This window comes from Duganella sp. Root336D2 (assembly GCF_001425005.1).
Classification (GTDB): domain Bacteria; phylum Pseudomonadota; class Gammaproteobacteria; order Burkholderiales; family Burkholderiaceae_D; genus Rugamonas.
Genome location: NZ_LMDB01000033.1, coordinates 279,714 through 298,208, shown reverse-complemented (window position 1 = coordinate 298,208; position 18,495 = coordinate 279,714). Strand labels below are relative to the sequence as shown.

General features: G+C 65.4%; 15 protein-coding genes. 7 read left to right on the top strand and 8 right to left on the bottom strand.

All coding sequences use genetic code 11. The features are described 5' to 3' along the window. The first annotated feature begins 2 nt into the window (after positions 1-2). Positions 3-2,222 carry a bifunctional diguanylate cyclase/phosphodiesterase gene (locus tag ASD07_RS19665; RefSeq protein WP_055934162.1) on the top strand — a complete coding sequence of 740 codons (2,220 nt, stop codon included), beginning with the start codon at positions 3-5 and terminating at the stop codon, positions 2,220-2,222. A gap of 6 nt (positions 2,223-2,228) precedes the next feature. Then, positions 2,229-3,767, top strand: coding sequence for an SEL1-like repeat protein (locus ASD07_RS19660; protein WP_055934160.1), 1,539 nt, complete (start codon positions 2,229-2,231; stop codon positions 3,765-3,767). Between the two features lie 78 nt (positions 3,768-3,845). Here ASD07_RS19660 and infA read toward each other — a convergent pair whose 3' ends face one another. Further along, entirely contained in the window at positions 3,846-4,109 is a 264-nt protein-coding gene (gene infA / locus ASD07_RS19655; RefSeq protein WP_055934158.1) for a translation initiation factor IF-1, read from the bottom strand. 316 nt (positions 4,110-4,425) lie between these two features. Between infA and ASD07_RS19650 the strand changes: the two genes are divergently transcribed. Next, entirely contained in the window at positions 4,426-4,893 is a 468-nt protein-coding gene (locus tag ASD07_RS19650) for a DUF4440 domain-containing protein (RefSeq protein ID WP_055934156.1), read from the top strand. Here the strand turns inward: ASD07_RS19650 and ASD07_RS19645 are convergent. Continuing rightward, entirely contained in the window at positions 4,890-5,735 is an 846-nt protein-coding gene (locus ASD07_RS19645) for a PD40 domain-containing protein (RefSeq protein WP_055934154.1), read from the bottom strand. The genes ASD07_RS19650 and ASD07_RS19645 overlap by 4 nt on opposite strands. Positions 5,736-5,904: 169 nt before the next feature. Here ASD07_RS19645 and ASD07_RS19640 point away from each other — a divergent pair, with 169 nt between their 5' ends. The 3 genes from ASD07_RS19640 to ASD07_RS19630 are packed head-to-tail and all read left to right on the top strand — an operon-like array spanning position 5,905 to position 7,576. Further along, positions 5,905-6,570 carry a CsgG/HfaB family protein gene (locus tag ASD07_RS19640; RefSeq protein WP_055934152.1) on the top strand — a complete coding sequence of 222 codons (666 nt, stop codon included), beginning with the start codon at positions 5,905-5,907 and terminating at the stop codon, positions 6,568-6,570. Continuing rightward, a complete protein-coding gene (locus tag ASD07_RS19635; RefSeq protein ID WP_055934150.1) occupies positions 6,567-6,917 on the top strand; it encodes a DUF4810 domain-containing protein in 351 nt (116 codons plus the stop codon). Before ASD07_RS19640 ends, ASD07_RS19635 begins: the two co-directional genes overlap by 4 nt. Further along, the gene (locus ASD07_RS19630; RefSeq protein ID WP_055934149.1) at positions 6,914-7,576 is read left to right on the top strand and encodes a DUF799 domain-containing protein; all 663 of its coding nucleotides are present in this window, start codon (positions 6,914-6,916) and stop codon (positions 7,574-7,576) included. The genes ASD07_RS19635 and ASD07_RS19630 overlap by 4 nt, the downstream gene beginning before the upstream one ends. A gap of 55 nt (positions 7,577-7,631) precedes the next feature. On the opposite strand, the gene ASD07_RS19625 is transcribed toward ASD07_RS19630, so the two are convergent. From ASD07_RS19625 to ASD07_RS19600, 6 genes are read right to left on the bottom strand one after another with little or no spacing between them, the layout of a single operon-like run. Continuing rightward, positions 7,632-9,500 carry an MFS transporter gene (locus ASD07_RS19625; RefSeq protein WP_055934146.1) on the bottom strand — a complete coding sequence of 623 codons (1,869 nt, stop codon included), beginning with the start codon at positions 9,498-9,500 and terminating at the stop codon, positions 7,632-7,634. A gap of 17 nt (positions 9,501-9,517) precedes the next feature. Further along, complete coding sequence (locus ASD07_RS19620; RefSeq protein WP_055934144.1) at positions 9,518-10,603, bottom strand: N-acetylglucosamine-6-phosphate deacetylase; 1,086 nt, start codon at positions 10,601-10,603, stop codon at positions 9,518-9,520. 2 nt (positions 10,604-10,605) lie between these two features. Beyond that, on the bottom strand, positions 10,606-11,373 hold the full coding sequence (locus ASD07_RS19615) for a DeoR family transcriptional regulator (RefSeq protein ID WP_055934142.1): 768 nt from the start codon (positions 11,371-11,373) through the stop codon (positions 10,606-10,608). Positions 11,374-11,405: 32 nt separating this feature from the next. Beyond that, positions 11,406-12,734 carry a D-tagatose-bisphosphate aldolase, class II, non-catalytic subunit gene (locus ASD07_RS19610; RefSeq protein WP_055934493.1) on the bottom strand — a complete coding sequence of 443 codons (1,329 nt, stop codon included), beginning with the start codon at positions 12,732-12,734 and terminating at the stop codon, positions 11,406-11,408. A gap of 6 nt (positions 12,735-12,740) precedes the next feature. Beyond that, the gene (locus ASD07_RS19605) at positions 12,741-13,691 is read right to left on the bottom strand and encodes an ROK family protein (protein WP_055934140.1); all 951 of its coding nucleotides are present in this window, start codon (positions 13,689-13,691) and stop codon (positions 12,741-12,743) included. Continuing rightward, positions 13,678-14,814 (bottom strand): SIS domain-containing protein, encoded by a 1,137-nt coding sequence (locus ASD07_RS19600; protein WP_055934138.1) that lies wholly within the window; start codon positions 14,812-14,814, stop codon positions 13,678-13,680. The genes ASD07_RS19605 and ASD07_RS19600 overlap by 14 nt, the downstream gene beginning before the upstream one ends. A gap of 316 nt (positions 14,815-15,130) precedes the next feature. On the opposite strand from ASD07_RS19600, the gene ASD07_RS19595 reads away from it, so the two are divergent. After that, complete coding sequence (locus tag ASD07_RS19595) at positions 15,131-18,454, top strand: TIM-barrel domain-containing protein (RefSeq protein ID WP_055934136.1); 3,324 nt, start codon at positions 15,131-15,133, stop codon at positions 18,452-18,454. The last annotated feature ends 41 nt before the right edge of the window (positions 18,455-18,495 follow it).

Genomic DNA, 18,495 nt, shown 5'->3' with positions numbered 1-18,495 from the left:
GCATGAACCAGATGATCCCGACGCCCGCGGCCGCGGCACCGGAATTCCAGCCACGCCTGCTGCTGGTTGACGACGAAGCGCGCCTGCTGTCTTCCCTGTATGAGCTGCTGCGCGTGCAGGGCAGCTACCAGCTGGTCACCGCCGCCAGCGGCGCCGAAGCGCTGGCGCACCTGAGCCGCCAGCAGTTCGACCTGCTGCTGCTGGACCTGCGCCTGCCCGATATGAGCGGCCACGACATCATGGACTTCGTGAACGCGCGCGAGATCGACTGCGACGTGATCGTGATGAGCGGCGAGGCCGGCATCGAGGCCGCCATCGGCGCCCTGAAGCGCGGCGCCTACGATTACCTGCGCAAGCCGTACAATCCGCCCGAGCTGCTCAAGACGGTGGAAAACGCGCTGCAAAAGCGCCGCCTGGCGGTGGAGAACACGCGCATCGCGCAGCGCCTGGAAAATTCGGAGAAGATGTACCGCTACCTGGTGGACAGCTCGCCCGACATCATCTACACCCTGAACCACGAAGGCTGCTTCACTTTCGTCAACGACCGCGCCTACCAGCTGCTGGGCTATTCGCGCGAAGAGCTGATCGGCCGCCACTACTCGCTGCTGGTGCACGAAGAAGACCAGGAGCGCGCGCGCTACGTGTTCAACGAGCGCCGCGTCGACGAACGCGCCTCGCGCAATGTGGAGCTGCGCCTGAAGTGCAACAACAGCGCCGCCGGCGACCGCACCTTCAGCAACACCCTGATGACGATCTCGCTGAACGCGATCGGCATGCACGTGCCGGGCGAGGAGGTGGCGCGGCACGAATTCTTCGGCACCTACGGCGTGGCGCGCGACATCACCGACCGCAAGAGGGCCGAGGAGATGATTTCCTACCAGGCCTACCACGACATCCTGACCGACCTGCCGAACCGCATCCTGTTCAAGGACCGCCTGGGGCTGGCCGTGATCCAGGCCAAGCGCAAGCTGGCCGAGCTGGCCGTGATGTTCATCGACTTGGACCGCTTCAAGCTGGTCAACGACACGCTGGGCCACGTCAAGGGCGACGAGCTGCTGCAGCAGGCCGCGCGGCGCCTGAAGGAGTGCCTGCGCAAGGGCGACACGCTGGCGCGCCACAGCGGCGACGAATTCACCATCGTGCTGCCCGAACTGCGCGACCGCGGCGATGCCAAGGCCATTGCCGACAAGTTCCAGGAAGTGCTGCAGCAGCCGTTCGACCTGGACGGCCACGTGGCGCACATTTCGGCCTCGATCGGCATCGCGGTCTACCCCAGCGACGGCGACTCGATCGAAGAGCTGCTGCGCCACGCCGACATCGCCATGTACCAGGTCAAGGCGCAGGGCAAGAACGGCCACAGCTTCTACCACCCGTCGATGCAGGACATGTCGCACCAGAAGATCGCGCTGGAGCAGTCGCTGCGCAAGGCGCTGGAAAACAACGAACTGGAGATGTACTACCAGCCGCAGGTCGACATGGCCAGCGGCCGCATCATCGGCGCCGAAGGCCTGATGCGCTGGAACCACCCGGCGCGCGGCCTGCTGTCGGCCGGCGAGTTCCTGCCGTTCGCCGAAGAGAACGGCCTGATGCTGCCGATCTCGGACTGGATGATCGGCGCGCTGTGCCGCGACCTGCTGCTGTGGAATGCTGCCGGCGCCGACAATATCCGCCTGTCGCTGAACCTGTCGCCGCAATACCTGGACCGCGGCGACTTCTTCGAGAAGATGCGCAATGCGCTGGCGCGCTACCAGATTTCGCCGTCGCAGATCGAAGTCGAGATCACCGAGAACATCTGCATCCGCAACCCGCAATACGCGATCGAGCAGCTGAACAAGCTGTGCCAGCTGGGCGTGTCGGTTGCCATCGACGATTTCGGCACCGGCTATTCCTCGCTGTCCTACCTGCACCGCTTCCCGATCCACACCATCAAGATCGACCAGAGCTTCGTCAAGGAGATCCACGACGAGCATGGCCACTATCCTGTGATCCTGGCCATCATCTCGATCGCGCGCGGCCTCGGCCTGCACCTGGTGGCGGAAGGGGTGGAGACCGAAGTGCAGGCGCGCTACCTGGCTGCCAACGGCTGCGCCACCATGCAAGGCTACCTGTATTACCGCCCGATCGCGCTGACCGGTTTCATGCAGGTGCTGGCGGCGCAGAACCAGGCCGACGCCCCTGTCGCCGTGGCCCCGGCCGGACTGCGGCTGGCAAGCCAGGCGTAAGCATCGATGCAGAGCCAAGCCCCGGCTGAAGTGGCCGAATTCCTGCGCCTGCGCCAACTGGCCGAGCGCGGCGTGGCCAATGCCCAGCACAGCCTGGGCTTCATGTACTTCAACGGCCAGGGTGTAGCGCAGAGCTATGAGCTGGCCGTGGCCTGGTACCGCCAGGCGGCCAACGCCGGCCTGGAGCACGCCCAATACAACCTGGGCGTGATGTTCCAGAAAGGGCAGGGCGTCGATACCGACTTCGCCGAAGCGGCGCACTGGTACCAGCTCGCGGCCGAGCAAGGCTATGCCGCCGCGCAGTACAACCTGGGCTGGCTGTATGCCAAGGGCCAGGGCGTGCCGCACGACACCGAGCAGGCGCGCCACTGGTTCGCCAGGGCCGCCGACCAGGGCGACGCCGGCGCGCAGAACAATCTCGGGATGATGTACGACACTGGCCGGGGCGTGCCGCAGGACTTCGCGCAAGCGATCATGTGGTACCGCAAGGCCGCCGAACAGGGCTATGCCCGGGCCCAGTTCAACCTCGGCCTGCGCTACGACAACGGGCAAGGCGTGGCGCAGGACGGCAAGCAGGCGCTGGGCTGGTTCCGCAAGGCCGCCGAGCAAGGCTATGCCGCGGCCCAGTTCAATCTCGCGCTGCGCTATGACAAGGGGCAGGATGTGGCGGCCGACGCCGCGCGCGCCATCAAGTGGTACACGCTGGCGGCGCAGCAGGACCACGTCAGCTCGCAGTTCAACCTGGGCCTGATCTACGACAACGGCAACGGCGTGCCGCGCGACGAAGCGCTGGCGCTGCAGTGGTACCGGCGCGCCGCCGAACTGGGGCACGCCGGCGCGCAGAACAACCTGGGCCAGCGCTACGAGCAGGGGCAGGGCGTGGCGCAAGACCATCGCGCAGCCGCGCACTGGTACCGCAAGGCCGCCGAAGCGGGCCACCCGGCCGCGCAATACCACCTGGCGCAGTTATATGAGCAAGGCCTCGGCGTGGCGCGCGACCAGCAGGAAGCGATTTTCTGGTACCGCAAGGCGGCCGACCAGGGCCATTTACGGGCCCAATTCGACCTCGGCCTGCGCTATGAAAGCGGGCAGGGCGTGCCGCAGGATGCGCGCAAGGCGCTGGCCTGGTATCGCCGCGCCGCCGAACAGGATTACGTGGCCGCGCAATTCATGCTGGGCCAGATCCACGACCGCGACGACGGTCCCGCGCCCGACCTGCTGCAAGCAAACGCCTGGTACCGCAAGGCCGCCGAGCAAGGCCACATACTGGCATGCTTCACGCTTGGCCTGCGCTGCGACAACGGCCAGGGCATGCCGCGCGACTTCCAGCAAGCGCTGTCCTGGTACCTGGCCGCCGCGCGCCAGGGCCACGGCCGGGCCCAGCTTAATGCCGGCCTGATGTTCCTGACCGGCCAGGGCACCGAAGCCGACGCCGAACAGGCCTGGCGCTGGCTCTCGCTGGCCGAGCGCAACGGCCAGCCCGGCGCAGCGCGCCACCTCGCCACCGCCGCCGCCCGCCTCACCCCGGAACGCCTTCCAGCATAAAAGTCGGGGTCAGGTCTGGCAATCGGACATTTCGCTGCGCGAAATGTCCGATTGCCAGACCTGACCCCGACTTTTAAATTAGCGGCGACGCGGTGCCGGACGTGGGCCGGATGTGCCGCGCTGTTCGATGTGGCGGAATACGATGCGGCCTTTGTTCAGGTCGTACGGCGACAGTTCCAGCGTGACCTTGTCGCCGGCAATAATGCGGATGAAGTTCTTCTTCATGCGGCCACCGGTGTAGGCAATCAGCTTATGACCGTTGTCCAGGTCGACGCGGAAGCGCTGCTCCGGCAGGATCTCGGTGACCACGCCATTCATTTCGATGAGTTCTTCTTTTGCCATGGTGTTTTCCTTTGCGATTGGGTGGGCGAGGAGCGAAAAAAAAGCCCGCGTTGTTGCGGGCTTCGTTTCAATGTAATGCCAATGTTTCAATCGCTGCTACAGCCCGTGCTATCTGCGCGGTGCGAAGCGGTCAGCCAATGCTATCTGCAAGGTGCCGGCCTGTGACCAATGTTTGGTGCTACAGGGTGAGGTTCTCGAGGACTTCACCACGGAACGCAGTATAGCATAGGTTTGTGCGGTGCACAAATAATTTATTGCGTCCTGCCGCCAGAGCTCACGCATGTTACATTGACAACTCCCAATCCTGGACATTTTCATGAAAAAGCTCAGCATGCCGCTTGCAACCCTGTTCGCTTTGACGGCCATGACAGCGTCGGCGGCCACGGCCGAACCGCTGGCCAAGACCATTGCGGATCTCGACGCCGCCGCTTTCGACGCCTTCAACCACTGCAGCGCGCCGGAGCAGCTGCAAAAGCACGCGGGTTTTTTTGCGCCGGACGTGGAGTTTTACCACGACACGGGCGGAGTCACCTGGTCGCGCCAGGAAATGATCGCCAATACGCAAAAATACGTCTGCGGCAATTTCCGGCGTGAGATTGTGCCGGGCACGCTCAAAGTCTCCGCGGTCAAGGACTTCGGCGCGATTGAAACGGGTTCGCACCGCTTTTGCCAATTTGCCAGCGGACAATGCGAAGGCTTGGCGGACTTCGCCATTGTCTGGAGCAATAAGTCGGGCAACTGGCTGATTACCCGCGTCCTCAGTTACGGCCATCGCCCCAATTAACGATAGCTGCCCGGCTCGAACGGGTAGCTGTAAATATTCTCGATGAAGCGTTCGCCTTCTTTTACCTGGCGTGCCAGGTAAAGGCGCTTGCCGTGCACGAAGGGCGTGAATTCGGCCTGCGCGGTGTTGAATGGGGCGCCGATATTTTTCGGCGTGCTCCAGCCGTTCTTGCCATTGAAGCTGATGTACAGGTCCATGTCGCCGGCGCCGCCGGGCGCGTCGGAGAAGTACAGCAGGTAGCTCTGGTCGGCGGCGATGTAGGGATTCGATTCGCGCCATGGACCGGTGTTGACCGGCTCCGGCATGCGCTCCGGCGCGATGTACTTGCCGTCGACGTGGCGTGAACGCCACAGGTCCGACTTGCCTTCGGCGCCGTTCTTCATGACGTAGATGGTGCCATCGGCAGCGATCGAGCCGGATGATTCGGATTCGTCGCTGTTGATGTCGTGGCCCAGGTGTTGCAGCGGCCCCCAGCGGCCGTCCTGCAGCGCTACCGAATAGATATCGAAGCCTTTGCGGCCCGGCCTGTCCGGCAGCGGGCGATTGGATTGGAAGATGATCGACTTGCCGTCCGGTGCGAAGGCCGGGTCGATGTCGCGCGAGCCGTCGGTGGCGGAGAATGGCACCGGCGCCGGCTTTTGCCACTTGCCGTCCACCTTGTGCGATTCCACGATCAGCAGCCGGGTGCGGGCGCCGCCCGACTGCACCCACAGCGCGTGCTGGCCATCGGGCGACAAGGTGAAGCCGAACACGCCGTTGTCGGACACCAGGCCCGGTTCAAACATGCCATCGGCAGGCGCGGCGGCTAATGCAGTAGCAAACAGCAGGGCAAGAATATTCATCGCGTGTGAGTGTGGGATGTGGCAACACAGCAGCATCCTAGCACCAACACTTATCGGGCAGATGAGCCTAAATGATTTTTTCGCAACGTGATGTTTCCCATAACACAATTTGCGCATTGCCGCAAGGCACCATATAATTCAATAATCGAAACTTAATTTAGAAATTGATATGAAGAAAATCCTCGCCTCTGTCTTCGCTGTCGCCGCACTGGCGGGCTGCGCAACCGAAAGCCACCAGGCACTGCAAGTGGAAAAAGTCGCCAGCGCCTCGCGTCCATACGTCGGCCCGCGCACCCTGGTAGCGGTCGGCAAATTCGACAACCGTTCCAGCTTCATGCGCGGCGTGTTCACCGACGGCGTCGACCGCCTCGGCGCCCAAGCCAAGACCATCCTGATTTCGCACATGCAGCAGACCAACCGCTTCAACGTGCTGGACCGCGACAATATGGCGGAACTGCAGCAGGAAGCCGCCTACAAAAAGCAGGGCCAGAACATCAAGGGCGCTGACTTCGTGGTGACCGGCGACGTGACCGAATTCGGCCGCAAGGAAGTGGGCGACCACCAGCTGTTCGGCCTCGCCGGCCGCGGCAAGACGCAGGTCGCCTACGCCAAGATCACCCTGAACGTGGTGAATATCGCTACTTCGGAAGTGGTGTACTCGGCAGCCGGCGCAGGCGAATACAGCCTGTCCAACCGCGAGATCCTGGGCTTTGGCGGTACCGCCAGCTATGACGCTACCCTGAACGGCAAGGTGCTGGACCTGGCCATGCGCGAAGCAGTTGAGCGCCTGGTAGCGGGCATGGAAGCCGGCGCATTCCGCGAGGCGCGCCCATGATGCGCCGTTTGACCCTGGCCCTTGGCGTAACGCTGGCGCTGGCCGGCTGCCAGCACCAGCCGGCAACGATTTACCAGTGGGAGAGCTACCAGCCGCAGGTGTACCAGTACTTCAAGGGCGAGAGCCCGATCGCCCAGATCGAGGTGCTGGAAAAGGACCTGCTGAAGATCAATGCGCAAGGCAAGACGCCGCCACCGGGCTACCATGCCCACCTCGGCGTGCTGTATTCGGTGATCGGCCGTGGCGACCTGATGGCCGCCCAATTCGAGGCTGAGAAGCAGCTGTTCCCTGAGTCCGCAGCGTATATGGACTTTTTGCTCAAGAATACTAAGAAGGCCGCCCAATGATCAAGAAGTGCATGAAACTGGCGGCTTGCCTGCTGCCTGCGATGTTTGCCGTGGGTTGCGCCACGCACCAGGAACCATACGATTACTCCGCATTCAAGGCCAGCAAGCCGAAGTCGATCGTGGTGCTGCCACCGCTGAACAACTCGCCTGAAGTCAAGGCGACCTACGGCATGCTGTCGCAAATGACTTACCCGCTGGCGGAAGCCGGCTACTACGTGCTGCCGGTAACGGCGGTGGACGAGACCTTCAAGCAGAACGGCCTGGCCAACGCGGTCGACGTGCATAACGTCAGCACCAAGAAGCTGCAGGAAATCTTCGGCGCCGACGCCGCCCTGTACGTGACGGTGACCAAGTACGGTTCGGTGTATACCGTGATCAACAGCGAAGTCGTGGTGGCGGCGGAAGCCAAGCTGGTGGACCTGAAGAGCGGCGCGCTGCTGTGGGAAGGCAAGGCGACTGCTTCCAGCGCAGAGCAGAACAACAACAGCGGCGGCGGCCTGATCGGCGCCCTGGTGGCTGCTGCGGTCAAGCAGATCATCAATACCGCGACCGATGCCTCGTACCCGATCGCTGGCGTGGCAAGCAACCGCATGCTGGCCACCGGCGGCCAGCGCGGCCTGCTGTACGGCCCGCGTTCGGCCAACTACAACAAGCCTTAAGCTCCCCCTCCTGCTTCCGCCGCGTACTGCCGGCGGAAGCAGTCCAGCCACTGCGCTAGCGCGCGAAGTGCGCTTCAATTTCCTCCAGCGTTTTCCCTTTCGTCTCCGGCAGCAGGAAAGCCGCAGCCAGGAAGTACACCACCGTGCATCCGGCCCAGAAGAAGAACATCGCAGCGTAGCCATGCCGGCCCACGGTCGGCAGGAACACTGCTGCAATCGTGGTCGAGACAAACTGGTTGACCAGCAGCGCAATGCTCATGCCGTTGGAGCGGATGCGGGTTGGCATCAGTTCCGACAGCGCGAGCCACACGCAGACTCCGGGGCCCACCGCGAAGCTGGCCACGAACAGGCAGATTGCCAGCGTCACCTGCCAGCCATGGGCTGCCGAAGGCAGGGCGCCGATTTGCGCCTGTTCGATTGTCAAAGGCGCGTTGCGCCCTGCGGCCGGATCGGCGAATGGATTCAGGTGCAGGCGGCGGAAGAAGGCGCCGATCACACTGTCCGGCTGCACGGTGTCGTCGCGCGACAACACCATGGGCGCCAGCGCCGGATCGTCGCTGCGGCGCGTCTGCACGTTGGTGAACGGGCCGTAGGAGTAGGACACGGTCAGCAGCTGCGGCGCTGCGTCCTGGCCGGCTTGCGCGCCCAGCGCCTTGAGGGTTTTTGCATCGAGGCGCAGCGACAGGGTATCGCCTTTGGCTTGCGCCGCCACGATGGCGCCGACGTCGCGCCGCTCGCTCTCGACGCTGCGGAACAGCAGGCCGGCGCTCAGCAGGGCGATCACGATGCCGCCGCTGCCCAGCATCAGCAGGAATTTACGGCCCTTGCGGTCGACCAGCAGCACCGCCACCACGGTCATGACGGCGTTCAGCAGCTTGAGGCCGACGTCGGCCATGTTGGCGCTGGCGCCGGGCAGGCCGGCCTGGTTCAGGATATTGACCACGTAGGCCAGCACCGAGTTGATGCCCGTGGCCTGGGTGCAGGCCAGCACCAGGCAGGCCAGCAGGAATGGCAGCATGTAGCGGCGGCTCAGCAGGCGATCGTCGGCCGCGGCGGCGCCGGCCGGGCTGCGCGCTGCAGGCGCGCCGCCCCTGCCGGCCACGACGCCGCGCGCGGCGGCGATGTCGCCTTCGCTCGGCCCGCCGGGCGCGGCGTGCTGCACGACTACCCCGGCAGCGGCCTGCATGTCGCGCAGTTCGGCGTCCGCTGCGGCAGCGGCACGGCTGCGCAGCAGGGCGCTGCGCGCCTGTTCGATGCGGCCGCGCTGTACCAGCCAGCGCGGCGATTCAGCCAGCAGCCCGCTGCCGAAAGTGAATACCAGGCCGGGCGCAAGGCACATCCAGAAGATGCTGCGCCAGGCGTGGTCCTTGGCGTCGAATACGGCGGCGGCGCGCGCGGTGTCCGGCAAGGCTTGCGCGGCCTGGGTTGCGGCCTCGACGTTCTGTGCCTGCAGCAGGCCGATCACGGCGGCGGCGACCAGGCCGATGGTCAGCAGGAGCTGGAACAGGGCGGCGCCTCGGCCGCGCTGTTGCGCGCCCAGGCACTCGGCGAGATAGAGCGGCACGACGACGCCGATCAAGCCGCCGCTGATGCCTTGCAGCAGGCGCCCGAGCAGCAGCGGGGTGTAGCCGTCGGACAGCGCGATCAAGGGGATGCTGATGGTGAACAGGGCGCCGGCCAGCACCATCGCCCAGCGGCGGCCGATGGCATCGGCAATGGCGCCGGCAAACAGGGAAGACAGCACCGAGCCAAGCAGCACGGCGGCAACGATGAAGCTCAGTTGCTGCGCGCTCAGCTTCCAGGCAACGGAAGCGGTGGACTCCAGGTAAGGCAGGGCGCCGGCAATGATGCCGACGTCGATCCCGTACAGCAGGCCGCCCATCCCGGCGATAAACAGTAAATAGCGCATGGATAAGGCCTGCATCGGATCTCCTGATATTTTTATGAGAGTGGAATGGCCTCGCCTTCAACGAAGACGGCCACAGGGTGTAAAGACTGGTCCAGCACGACGATGTCGGCCCACGCTCCGGGCGCCAGGCGGCCGCGCTGCGACTCGCCCAGGTAGTCGGCAGGGAAGAGCGACAGGCGCCGGGAAGCTTCCGCCACGTCCATGCCCAGGCTGACGAAGTTGCGCAGCGCCTGGTCCATGGTCAGCACCGAGCCGGCCAGCGAACCGGTGGCAAGGCGCACGCAGCCCATGCACTTGAACACGCGCTGGGTGCCCAGCGCATATTCGCCGTCCGGCATGCCGGTGGCGGAAGTGGCGTCGGTCACGCCGTACAGGCGCGGGATGGCGCGCAGCGCGGCGCGCATGGCGCCCGGGTGCACGTGCAGCAGGTCGGGAATGATTTCGGCGTATTCGGCGTGCGCCATGGCCACGTCCACCATGCCCGGCTCCTTGTGGCTCATGCCGGTCATGCCGTTGAACAGGTGGGTGAAGCCGGCGGCGCCGGCGCGCATGGCGGCCACGCCGTCGTCGTAGCTGCCGGCGCTGTGGCCGATCTGGACCCGGATGCCCATGTTCTTCAAGTGCGGGATCAGTTCCAGGTGGCCCGTCACTTCGGGCGCCATGGTCAGCACGCGGATCGGTGCGATGGCGTTGTAGCTTTCCACCAGGGCGCGGCTGCCGGTCACCACGTCGGGCGGCTGGGCGCCCAGGCGGCGCCGGTTCAGGAACGGGCCCTCCAGGTGCACGCCCAGCATGCGCGCGCCGTGCTGCGGGCGCTGTGCGATGGCGCCGGCCAGGCCTTGCAGGGCGTGGCGGATCGAATCCTCTTTGGCAGTCAGCGTGGTGCCGAGCAGCGCGGTGGTGCCGTGCCGCGCGTGGCTGCGCGCCACCACGGCTCCCGCATTGCCGCCTTCCATGATGTCGACGCCGGAGGCGCCGTGCACGTGCAGGTCGACGAAGCCGGGGATGATGGTCAAGCCTTCGGCGGCGGGGCCTTCGGTGATGCTGGCGATGCGCTGGTCGAAGGCGATGGCGCCAGTGATCCAGCCGTCGGGAGTGAGGATACGGCCTTGCAGCATTTTTACTCCGCGATGATCACTTCAATGCCGCGCTTCTCCAGCCCCTCGCGATACTCGGTGCTGATGCTGGCGTCGGTGATGACGGTATGCACGCGGTCCAGCTGCACGATGCGGTGCAGCGAGACGCGGCCGAACTTGGAGGCGTCGGTCAGCACGATGACTTTCTTGGCGCGTTCCACCATCTTGTGGTTCAGGTTTGCTTCCGCCTCGTGGTGGGTGGTGATGCCGAACTGCAGGTCGAAACCGTCGACGCCGAGGAACAGCTTGTCGAAGTTGTAGGCCGACAGGCAGGCTTCGGCCTGGGCGCCTTGCAGCGACAGCGATTGCTTGCGCAGGCGGCCGCCGGTCAGGATCAGGTCCACGCCCGGCGCGTCGGCCAGTTCCCAGGCGATGTTCAGGCCGTTGGTCAGCACCGTGACATCGCTGGCGTCGCGCAGCTGGCGCGCCAGCGAGATGGTGGTGGTGCCGGAGTCGATGATGACGTTGTCGCCCGGTTGCACCATGCGCGCGGCCAGCAGGCCGATTTGTTCTTTCTGCGCCTGGTTCAGGGAATCCTTCTGGCGGATGGTGTGCTCGGTTGGCGGCGTGCGCGCCAGCAGGGCGCCGCCGTGGCTGCGCTGCACCAGGCCTTGCGATTCAAGCACGCTGAGGTCGCTGCGGATGGTGACGGCGGAGACGCCAAGCTTGTCCACCAGGTCGGCTACCTGGACCGAACCATGTTGAACGATTGCCTGCAGGATGGTTTCGCGGCGTTGGCTGGTATTTCGCATGTCTTGTGTCGCTGGGTGTAAAAACGTCGAGCTTAACAGATGGCGGCAGCCGTGTGCCTGGCAGCGGCGTTGGCGCTGCAGGCCCGCGCATACTGCGCCAGCAGGCAGCCGACCTTGTGTTCAAGCAGGGCTTGCGGCGCGGCGGCCAGTTCGCCCTGCAGCACGGACTGGAACTGCTGCGGCAGGTATTGGCTCAGCAAAGGCAGCGGGATGCTGCGCCCGGCCAGGTTGGCGAACAGTTGGCCGACGGCGGCGGCAACTTGCGGCTCGCCCCAGTAGTAGCGGCAGCGGTCGGACAGGCCGTAGCGGCGCATCAGGCGCTGTTCGCTTTCGCTGCCAAGGTAATGCTGCTGCCAGTGCCTGGGCTTGGCCAGCATGGCTTGCTCCAGCACGTCCATCAGGCGCGAAGCCTTTTCCTTGCCCAGCAGGGCTTCTTCGATCAGGCACAGCGCCAGGAACCCTTCGCGCAGGGCGAAGGTGGCAGCCGGGCCGACCTTGAGGATGGCATAGTGGTCGCGCACCATGTCGTGCAGGCCCGACTCGCGCTGGTAGTCGGTGGAGTGGGCTTCGAACACCAGGCCAGGCTGGCCGGCCACGAAGCCTGACAATTCCTGCGCGGCTGCCGCGTCGTAGTGCTGCACATTGGCCTGGTCGAAATCCACGCCGGGCTGCACCACCATGGCGATCACGCGCTGCCACGCCTCTTGCAGGCCGGCTGCGGCGAAGGCGCTGCGGTGTACTTCCAGCGTGCGTGCGGCGGCGGGCGCTGCGGTGACGGCAAGCGCCTGCTCCAGCGATGCCTCGCCGCCCGGCACCGGCACTTCGGTGCCGATCACGTAGACCGGCGGCGGCAGGCCGGCGCGGCCTGCCGCCTGTTCGGCGACGGCGGCCAGGCGCACCGCGCGTGCGGCCACGGTCTCGTCGCTCAGCACCGGCGCGTCGTCGGCGCAGCGCATGCTGCAATCAAGGTGGATCTTGTGGAAGCCGGCCGACACGTAGGCGTCGATCAGCACTTCGGCGTGCGCCATCGCGCTAGCGGCATCCTGCGATTGCCAGGCATTGGGGCCGAGATGGTCGCCGCCCAGTACCAGGCGGCCGACCGGGAAGCCTTGCTCGTGCGCCAGGCGGTGCACGTAATCGCGGAACCCGGCCGGCTGCATGCCGGTGTAGCCGCCAAACTGGTCCACCTGGTTCGAGGTGGCTTCCACCAGCAGCGGCGTGCCGTACTGTGCGGCCACCTGCATGGCGGCGCGCAGCACGATGGGATGGCTGCAGCAAACGCTGTACAGGCCGACCGCTGCGCCGGCGCGGTGCGCCTGGACGATTTGCAGGACTGGGGAAAGTTGGGCAGTCTGGTTCATGGTCATTTACGTCGTTTGTTGGCGCGCCAGCAGGGCGGCGCCGCGCGCACCGCCGGCATCGCCGAAGCGCGGCGGCAGCACAGGCGGCGTTTGCACGCCGCGGAACAGGTGGCGGCGCATGGCTGCCGGCAGCTGCTGGTACAGGTGCGACAGCTTGGACAGGCCGCCACCCAGCACGATAGCGTGCGGGTCGTAGGCCAGCACCAGGCCGGCCAGGGCATGGCCCAGCAGGTCGAGGTGGATTGCCAGCGCCTGCGCGGCCAGTGCGTCGCCGTTGCTGGCGCGGGCCGTGATGGCCAGCGGCTGCGCGCCGTCGCCGCCGATGTGGGCGTGCAGTTTCGACAGGCCGGGACCGGAGACATAGCGCTCCATGCAGCCCTTCTTGCCGCATGGGCAATCCAGGATTGGCAGCTGGTAGAGGGCCAGCAGCGACGCGGGCACGGTCCAATGCCCCCATTCGCCGGCAATGGCATTGAAGCCGCGCAGCAGGCGTCCTTCGACGCAGTAGCCGCCGCCGGCGCCGGTGCCGATGATGGCGCCGAACATGGTCGGCAAGCCCGCTGCTGCGCCGCCTTGCGCTTCCGACAGGGCGAAGCACTGGCAGTCGTTGCCGATGATGACCGGGCGCGCCAGAGCCTCCTGCAATGCGGCTGCGACCAGGCGGCCGTTGAGGGCCGGCACATTGGAACTGAGCTGGCGGCCGGTGGCGCTGTCGATGACGCCGGGCAGGCCGATACCGACCGCTGCAGGCGATCCTTGCGGGCCGAGCGCCGCGTCGCCGCGCGCTACCAGGCCAATGATCGCTGCGACGAATTCATTGAAGTCGGTGCCTGGCGTCGCGATGCGTTCGCGGAACATCTCCTGCAGCTCGCTGCCGGCGTCGATCCACGACACCAGTTCGATCTTGGTGCCGCCGATGTCGATGCCGTGATAGCCGGTTTGCTCAGAACTGGTCATGGCGGTAGATGGTGACGCCTTGCACCACGCGGTTGACGGTGCCGTCGGCAAAGGGATTGTCGGGCGTCAGGCCCAGCGTCGCCGATTGGTGCAGGGCGTATTGCTGCGCCATCAGCAGCCACAATGGCGCCAGCCAGGCGTCAGGCAAGTCCGGTGCAGCGACCGAAATGTCGGAGCCGGTGCCGACGGTGACCAGCGAGCCGGCCACGCCATCGCGGCGCAGCTCCTGCAGCAGGTCTTCTTCATAGCGGCGCGACAGCGCTTTGCTGCTGCGGAACAGCACCACCAGCGATTGCTGGTTCAGCGCAGACTTCGGGCCGTGGCGGAAACCAAGCGCAGTGTTCGACATGGCAAGCACGCGGCCGCCGGTCAGTTCCAGGATCTTCAGCGCGGATTCCTTGGCCAGCGCTTCCAGCGGGCCGCTGCCCAGGTAGACCACGCGCTCGACCGGCAGCGCGGCCAACGAGGCTAGCGGCGCCGCCCAGTCGCGCAGTGCGGCGTCGCCGGCTTGCGCCAGCGCTGGCAGGTGTTGCTGCCATTCGCCTTTACCCAGCACGCACAAGGCGGCCAGCAGCATGCAGGTGAAGCTGCTGGTCATGGCGAAGCCGCGGTCGCAGCTGGCGGCAGGCATCAACAGGTTGAACGTGCGCGCATCGGTATCGCCATTGCGCGCCAACTGGCCTTGCGCATTGCAGGTGATATTCATGAAGCGTGCATCGGCCGCCAGCTCGCGCACCAGTTCCACGGCGGCCAGGCTTTCCGGGCTGCTGCCGCTGCGGGCGAAGGAGACCAGCAGGGTCGGCGCATTCGGATCGAGGTACAGCTCCGGGTGGGTCAGCAGGCTGGTGGTCGCCACGGCGCGCACTTGCGCTGGCCAGGCCGCATTCAGCTCATCGGCGATGATTTCGCCCACATAGCAAGAACTACCGGCGCCGGTCAGGATCACGCGCTGCTGCGGATTGTGCAGGCAGCTGCCGAGGAAGGCTGCGACGTCGGCGGCGCGGCTTTGCAGGCTGGCGCCCAGTTCGCGCCACAGGGCCGGCTGCTGCGCAATCTCTTCGGCGGTATCGAGGCCGCTGATGTCGCGCCAGGCTTGCGGGTCACGCTGGAGGAGGGTAGTCATCGAAAAAAGAAAAGTTGTAAGTTGACTTAAAGCATAAATAAAGTATTTCGAAAAGTCAAATACGAAAGATAAACGAAAGATGATCCTGCCGGCGCGGTAGGCGGAACTGTACGGCCAGCCACCACATTCCAGCCTGTCGCGTTGCGTATCCGCTACTAAATGAAAGCTATTGCACTGCAATATCGGCTAAAACGAAAGAAAAATAGACTGTAAACCCAGGCAAAAGTGCAGTTTCCTTTCTTTTTGTTGACCTTTTTTGCTTTTATTCCTAAAGTACGACCATCAAAACGAAAAAACTTGCACCTTAGGCAGGCTTATGAAGAGACTCACCCGCACTGCAATCGCCGCTGCCGTCATGGGCTTGGCCACTACAGGTGCCGCCTTGGCCGCGCCACTTGGAAAGCTGCGCAGCATCACCGCCGCGCCGGCCGGCCCCGCCGAGGGCCTGTACTGGGACCTGGCGACCGAATCCGGCGCCATCGTGCGTGTCGGCCTGCTGCAGGACGATGTACTGCGCATCTGGGCCGGCCCCAAGGGCAAGCTGACCGATGCCGGCGACAAGGCCGCGGCCATCGTGGTCGGCAAGCCGGCTGCACGCATTGAGCATAGCGTAAGCGAGCAGCCCGATCATGTTTTGCTGCGCACGTCCAAACTGGCCTTGCGCATCGACCGCAACCCGGTGCGCTTCACCCTGTTCCGCGCCGGCGAAACGCAAGCGCTGTGGCGCGAAGTGCAGCCGCTGGAGTTGGGCGATAAGGCCAGCGTGCAGACCCTGTCCAGCGACAAGGCGGAGCGCTTCTTCGGCGGCGGCCAGCAGAATGGCCGTTTCGAGTTCAAGGGCCGCCAGCTTGAAGTGTCCTATTCGGGCGGCTGGGAAGAGGGCGACCGCCCAAGCCCGGCGCCTTTCCTCATGAGCTCCCGCGGCTGGGGCATGCTGCGCAACACCTGGTCGGATGGCAGCTACGATTTGCGCCAGCAGGACGTGGTGGCCTTGCAGCACGCCGAGCCGCGCTTCGATGCCTACTACTTCGTCGGCAAGGACGTGCGCGATGTGCTGGCGCGCTACACCGAATGGACCGGCCGTGCGCGCATGCTGCCGCGCTGGGCGCTGGAATACGGCGATGCCGATTGCTACAACGATGGCGACAATGTGAAGAAGCCGGGCACCGTGCCGAAAGGCTGGAGCGACGGCCCGACCGGCAAGACGCCGGACGTTGTCGATGCGGTGGCGCGCCAATATCGCGAGAACGATATGCCCGGCGGCTGGATCCTGCCGAACGACGGCTACGGCTGCGGCTACAGCAGTTTGCCTGAGACGGTGCAAGGCCTGGCCAAGTATGGTTTCCGCACCGGGCTGTGGACCGAGAACGGCGTCGACAAGATCAAGTGGGAAGTCGGCACTGCCGGCAGCCGCGTGCAGAAGCTGGACGTGGCGTGGACCGGCAAGGGCTACCAGTTTTCGCTGGACGCCAACAAGTCCGCTTACGACGGCATCCTGGACAACTCCGACAGCCGTCCTTTCATCTGGACCGTGATGGGCTGGGCCGGTACGCAGCGCTATGCCGTGGCGTGGACCGGCGACCAGAGCGCGAGCTGGGACTACATCCGCTGGCATGTGCCGACGCTGGTGGGTTCCGGCCTGTCCGGCCAGGCCTATGCGACTGGCGACGTCGATGCGATTTTCGGCGGCAGCCCCGAGACCTATACCCGCGACCTGCAATGGAAGGCGTTCACGCCGGTGCTGATGGGGATGTCGGGCTGGTCGGCCAATGCGCGCAAGCATCCATGGTGGTTCGATGAACCTTACCGCAGCATCAACCGGCGCTATCTGAAACTGAAGCTGCGCCTGACGCCCTACATGTACACACTGGGGCGCGAAGCGGAGCATAGCGGTGCGCCGCTGGTGCGTGGCCTGATGTGGGATTACCCGTCCGACCCTGCTGCTTTCACCGAAGCGCACAAGTACCAATTCCTTCTCGGCCGCGACATGCTGGTGGCGCCGGTGTATCGCAGCCAGGCGGTATCGCAAGGCTGGCGCAAGGGCATCCACCTGCCGCAAGGCACCTGGTTCGAGTACTGGGATGGCCGCCAGGTGACTGCCGGCGCTGCGGGGCGCGACCTCGACCTGCAGGTCACACTCGACAAGCTGCCGGTCTTCGTCCGCGCCGGCGCGATCCTGCCGATGTATCCCGAAGTGTTGTATGACGGCGAGAAGCCGAAAGATGTGCTGACGCTGGACCTGTATCCGCACGGCGAGTCCTCGTTCACGCTGTATGAAGACGATGGCAACACGCGCCAGTACCAGAAGGGCGCGTTCAGCCAGCAAGTGCTGCGCATGCGCGAATCGAGCGGCATCGTCAGCGTCGACATCGCTGCGGTGGAAGGCAGCTACGAAGGCCAGGAGGCACGCCGCTGCTACGCGCTGCGCATGCTGACCCGCCAGCGGCCGGCGGCGGTCACCGCGGCGAGCCGCAGTTTGCCGGCCCACACGGACCGCGCGGCATATGAGGCGGCAGCGGAAGGCTGGTTCTACGACCCGCAAGACCGGACGGGAACCCTGCTCGTCAAGACCGCCAGGCAGGATATCCGCCAGGCGCTGCAAATCGCCGTGCAGGGCGCGCAGACGCTGGCCGCGCAAGACGACAATTTCCCGCAGGCGCCGGAACCGGGCCGCGCGCTGCCGCCCGACGCCCTGCTGGTGGTGAGCCGTCCGGCCGAAGAACCCGGCCATCCGCTGGAGAACGCCTTCGACGACAAGGCCGGCACCTGGTTCCGCACCACCCGCAACCAGTCGATCCGCACCGGTGCGCATGAATGGACCATCGGCTTCACGGAGCGCCGCCTGGTGGACGGCATCGAAATTGCGCCGCGCAACGACGAGCACTGGAAGCACGGCCAGGTGCGCGACTATGAAATCTACATTGCGGATACCAACGGCGAATGGGGCAAGCCAAGCTTCAGCGGCCGCTTGAAGCTGCAGCAGGAAACGCAAACCATCAACTTCCCGGCCAGCGCAGGCCGCCTGCTGCGCTTCCGCGTGCTCAGCACGCAGAACCCGGAAGGCGAGGGCGCGGCCGCCACCGACCCGATGGTCACCGCAGCAGCGCAAGCACCAGCCAAGGCAATCAACGCCATGCAGCCGGCCGAAGTGGGACCGATCGCGCTGTCCACCTTCCGCATCCTCGAACATCGAACGAAGGAAGGCGCCGAACAGCAAAGCTTCCTGTCCGACCTGCCACAGCCGAAAGGCGTGAACCGTGATCGTCCTGCCGGCAAAGGCAAGGAAATGCGCATGAACGGCCTGTGGTTCCGCAAAGGCCTGGGCGTCGGACCTTCCAGCCGCATCGACCTGCATCTGGAGGGCAGCTGGAACCTGCTGCGCGCCGACCTTGGCGTGGACGATAGCTGCCGTAGCGCCGGCGGCCTGCAGTTCCAGGTCTGGAGCGGGGAACGCCTGCTGTATGACAGCGGCCTGGTAACTGCGCCGGCCGTGGTCAAGCCGGAAATCGATCTGCGCGGGTTGAGGCAACTCAGCCTGCGGACCCTGGGTGCGCGCGGCGCCCAACCCGCCCAGGTTTGCGGCAACTGGGCCAACGCCGTACTCATAGGCACAGAGGGCGCCACCGTCCGAACGCGCTGACCGCACATTTTTCGTCGCTAAGAACGAACCCCTCTTCGGAC